Here is a 4,213-nt window from a genome sequence, read left to right as displayed (position 1 = left end):
ACCGAGCAACGCCGTAACACTGAAGGTGATGAAGTTGATCGCTCCGGTTGCGCTGCCTTTGACATTGTCCGGATTGACCTCCTTGATGATCGTGTAAGGAATCATCGCCGCCCCGGACGAGATGCCGAACACAAGCAGCGTGAGCCAACTCGGCAGCAAACCCGGAAGAAACGTCAGCTGCAAGGCACAGGCAAGCATGGCGCTTACTCCCATAAGCAGCGCCACTTTCCGGCGATGCAAGGCATCGGCAAGCCAACCGAAGAGCGGACAGCCGAAGACCCAGCCGAACGGCACCATCGAGATCGCGAAAACGGCATCGTGATAGTTGAACAGCCTGTCTTCCTGAAACAGGCGAACGCCCCATACCATGTCGCCAATGGTCGTCGGCGCAAACAGAAGACCGGAAACAATGCCGCAGATGTATGACTGCGGATTGCTGAGTACGACTTTGTAAGGCGCGAGGAAACTACGCTTTTTGCCAGCCGCGGCCACATGTGCTTCGCGCGGCGTCATGAGCAGCAAGACCACCGCGACCAGCAACACCACGATGCCCATTCCCGTCCAGAATTGGCCGGTGCCAAGAAAGCCATGGATAAGCGGCCCTACGGCAATTTGCCCTGCGGTGCCGCCCAGCATGCCGAAGCACTGCGTGAATCCGATCGCCGTCGCAAGCTTCTTTGCAGAGAAGCCATGCGATGCAAGGTACACCGCGCCCGTGAAAGCAAAGGCCGAGCCAGCACCCTGCAGAAGACGTCCGATGCTTCCCATCGCAGACTGAGGAATGCCGAAGAGCAGGCAGCCAATGGCAAGCAGCGCCATGCCCGCGGGCACGACGTAGCGGGCGCCGAAACGATCCAGGAGGACACCCGCAACCAGGCTGGTGGTGGAATAGGTGTAGTAGTACAAGCCCAAGATGGCGCTGACACCGAGCGCGGTAACGCCAAAGGCCTGTGACAGCTCGGGCATCATCACCGCTGGCGCCGAACGCGACGCGTATTCCAGGAAGTAAAAGACCGCAGCGAATCCCCACGCGATGGCATAGGCGCTTTCAGCTTTTTTCGGTGCTTGAATAACAGCGGCTCTGACACTCATTGGAGGCACCTTGGTTGTCTGCCGGCTCGTCTTCCACTTTATCGGTCACCCCACCCTACTTCGCCCCCCAAACGGGTAGTTATGCGTCTCAAGCGGTAGCAGTTCCATTCAATTTGAAACATGGTTGTTCAAGTAGCCCACGCATCCTCGGCAAGTAAGGGTATTTCCGTGTCACCTCGCCATCCGTCCCAATGGGACGTTGCTTGCGGCCCCCGATACCTGCATGCGTCGTTCGCCTGCCTTGTGCTTGCTGCTCTTTGTTTTCCACCAAAGGCCATGCCGGTCGAGCCACACGTCGTAGCCGCGCCCATGTGTTCTTGGACGAAAATGTTCGATAAGGAACAGATACGACGCTACGCGCTTTGCTGTGCGGACTTTCACGCGACGTTTTCACGAACACATGGCGGTTGACGGCAAGATATGGATTTCGTCCATCGCCCGTCAGACATGTACAAGCCGGCCACTTCCTATCGCGTTAATGTCATGACCGTCCATCCATATCCCCGCGCTTTGGGACGCTTTGAATACATCATCGCCTGGCTGGGACAACGAAAAGCAATCGCCGATTTTCCAGGCGCCAGCATTATTGTCATGCCTAGCTAAGTTGCGCCCAACTTCACAACCAGGGAGATCACCACCATGGCCATGTCCTCCGCCGAATACGTAGCCAAAGTCCTTGAACTGGCAGGCGTCAAGCACGTTTACGGCGTCGTCGGCGATTCGCTCAACGGCCTGACCGACGCTTTTCGCCGTAATTCGATCGAATGGCTGCACATGCGCCATGAGGAAGCTGCGGCCTTCGCCGCAGGTGCTGAAGCCCATTTGACGGGCGATCTAGCCGTGTGCGCAGGCAGTTGCGGCCCGGGCAACCTTCATCTCATCAATGGCCTGTTCGACTGCCATCGCAGCGGTGTACCGGTGCTGGCGATCGCCTCGCATATTCCGAGCAGCGAGATCGGCATCGATTACTTCCAGGCGACGCACCCGGAGATTCTCTTCAAGGAGTGCAGCCACTATGCAGAACTCGTGTCCAACCCGAATCAGCTCCCGCAGATACTTGGCCGCGCCATGCGTGCAGCCGTTGCACGGCGCGGCGTGGCGGTCGTGGTCATACCGGGTGACGTTTCGCTAAGAGACGCCGTCGCTGAAGTACCCCATTGGGTCATACCGACAAGGCCCGTCGTCCATCCATCCCTGAAGGATCTGAAACGGCTGACCAACCTGCTCAAGGATGGCACGCGAATCACGATGTTCTGTGGCGCCGGCTGCGCCGGTGCGCACGATGAGGTCGTGGAACTGGCACGCCGGCTGAAGGCCCCCATCGTGCACACACTGCGCGGCAAGGAATACCTGGAGTATGACAATCCTTACGACGTCGGCATGACCGGGCTCGTTGGCTTCGCTTCCGGTTATGCCGCCATGAAAGACTGCGACACGCTGCTTTTGCTCGGTACGGATTTTCCGTATCGCCAGTTCTTTCCCCAGCACGCAAAGGTCGCCCAGATCGATGCCCGCGCGGAAGCGCTTGGCAATCGCTGCCCGCTGAACCTCGGCCTGATCGGCGACGTGCGCGAAACACTGCAGCTGCTGCTGCCGTCGATTCCCGAAAAGGCCGACACCAGCCATCTCGACGCGGCGCTCGCCCATTACAAGAAGGCCCGCGAAGGGCTGGATGGCCTGGCCGAACCGAGGCACGGAAGCGACGTCATCCATCCCCAGTACGTGACCAGGCTGGTCAGTGAGCTGGCGGCTGAAGACGCTGTCTTTACCTGCGACGTGGGCACGCCGATCTTGTGGACAGCACGCTATCTGAAGGTAAACGGCAAGCGCCGGATCGTCGGCTCGTTCAACCATGGGTCGATGGCGAACGCGATGTTGCATGCCATCGGCGCACAGGTCGCCTGCCCCGATCGCCAGGTGATCTCCATGTCCGGCGATGGCGGCTTTGCCATGATGATGGGGGAGTTTCTCTCGTTGACGCAGTTGGATCTTCCCGTAAAGATCATCCTGCTGAACAACGGTACGCTAGGCTTCGTCGAGATGGAGATGAAAGCCAACGGCTTTCTCGATTCCGGCTGTGACCTGATCAATCCCAACTTTGCGCAAATGGCCAATGCCGTGGGCGTCAAAGGCATTCGGGTAGAGCGCGCAGAAGATCTCCGCTCGGCATTGATGGAGGCGTTTGCGCACGACGGCCCCGTGCTGGTCGACGTGGTCAGCGCAAGGCAGGAATTGGCCATGCCGCCGACGACGACGTTCGATGAGGCCTACAAGTTCGGACTCTTCATGATCAAGGCGGTGCTTGATGGACGCGGCAGCCAGCTGGTGGACCTGGCGAAGGTGAATTTGCTGCGGTGATCCCACGCGCTTGCCGCGCTTGAATGGGGCGGACATAAATGCGCAGGCTGGGATGACAATCCCAGCCCCCGGTACACGATGAATGCTGGGATTGTCATCCCAGCCTAAGCGGACTTAAGGTTCGCTTAGGCGAGTCGTCATTCCGGGTTTCTAGCCCGCAACTCGCCGAACAGGTACGTACCCAGCCATACCCCTATGCCCGCCGCCATGGGCATTTCCCAGCTGCATTGACGCGTGGCGTCCAGTAGTACATCCACGACGGCACATCCCATGCCGCTCAGCATGAGCGATTCGCCGATCAGCAATCCCCATTGCAGGGGTTGATGCAGCGCCAAGGGATTCTCAACCCAGCTTGGACGCCGCCAGCGCGCCAAGGACCCTGGAATCATGCGTTGATACTGCAGCACAAAGCATGTCGCTGCCATGGCCGAGGCGACAACACTGGGCACCAGCCAGATACTGGCAGACGGGTAATCTCCGTGTACGTGCATCACGCCATGGCAGATCGGCAGCGCCATGGCGATCCATGCCACGGCGCGCAGCGCAACCCAATTCGCAGACCGCGTTGACATGGCCGGTTACCTTTCAACCCGGTGGCGGCCCCTCATGGAGAGGCCGGCTGCCCCGGTCACTTGATGGAATGATCGACAAGCGTCTTGAGATCAGACACAGAATACGAGACCGACATGCGATAGCCATTGCCGCATCGCACCGGCGCGAGATCCGACAATTCCTCGGACTCGCATTCGGGCAGAGTCAGCTC

3 protein-coding genes are annotated in these 4,213 nt (G+C 59.3%); 1 reads left to right on the top strand and 2 read right to left on the bottom strand.

Annotation, left to right across the window (positions count from 1 at the left end; genetic code table 11):
* The coding region (locus VMA74_RS06675) for an MFS transporter (RefSeq protein ID WP_325365859.1) at positions 1–1,092 on the bottom strand (1,092 nt) is incomplete at its 3' end.
* Between the two features lie 639 nt (positions 1,093–1,731).
* Between VMA74_RS06675 and poxB the strand changes: the two genes are divergently transcribed.
* Positions 1,732–3,450, top strand: a complete 1,719-nt coding sequence (poxB, locus tag VMA74_RS06670; protein ID WP_325365858.1) for a ubiquinone-dependent pyruvate dehydrogenase — start codon at positions 1,732–1,734, stop codon at positions 3,448–3,450.
* A 137-nt stretch (positions 3,451–3,587) separates the two neighbouring features.
* On the opposite strand, the gene VMA74_RS06665 is transcribed toward poxB, so the two are convergent.
* Positions 3,588–4,022: a hypothetical protein gene (locus VMA74_RS06665; RefSeq protein WP_325365857.1), complete on the bottom strand. Its 435-nt coding sequence runs from the start codon at positions 4,020–4,022 to the stop codon at positions 3,588–3,590.
* Between the last annotated feature and the right edge of the window lie 191 nt (positions 4,023–4,213).

It is taken from the genome of Dyella sp. (assembly GCF_035508675.1).
Classification (GTDB): Bacteria; Pseudomonadota; Gammaproteobacteria; order Xanthomonadales; family Rhodanobacteraceae; genus Dyella_B.
Note: the sequence above shows the minus strand (reverse complement) of the source record. Positions and strands in the feature narration are given on the sequence as shown.

Coding starts and splice junctions, on each gene's coding strand:
- poxB (WP_325365858.1), top strand. CDS start 1,732: ATGGCCATGTCCTCCGCCGAATACGTAGCCAAAGTCCTTGAACTGGCA.
- VMA74_RS06665 (WP_325365857.1), bottom strand. CDS start 4,022: ATGTCAACGCGGTCTGCGAATTGGGTTGCGCTGCGCGCCGTGGCATGG.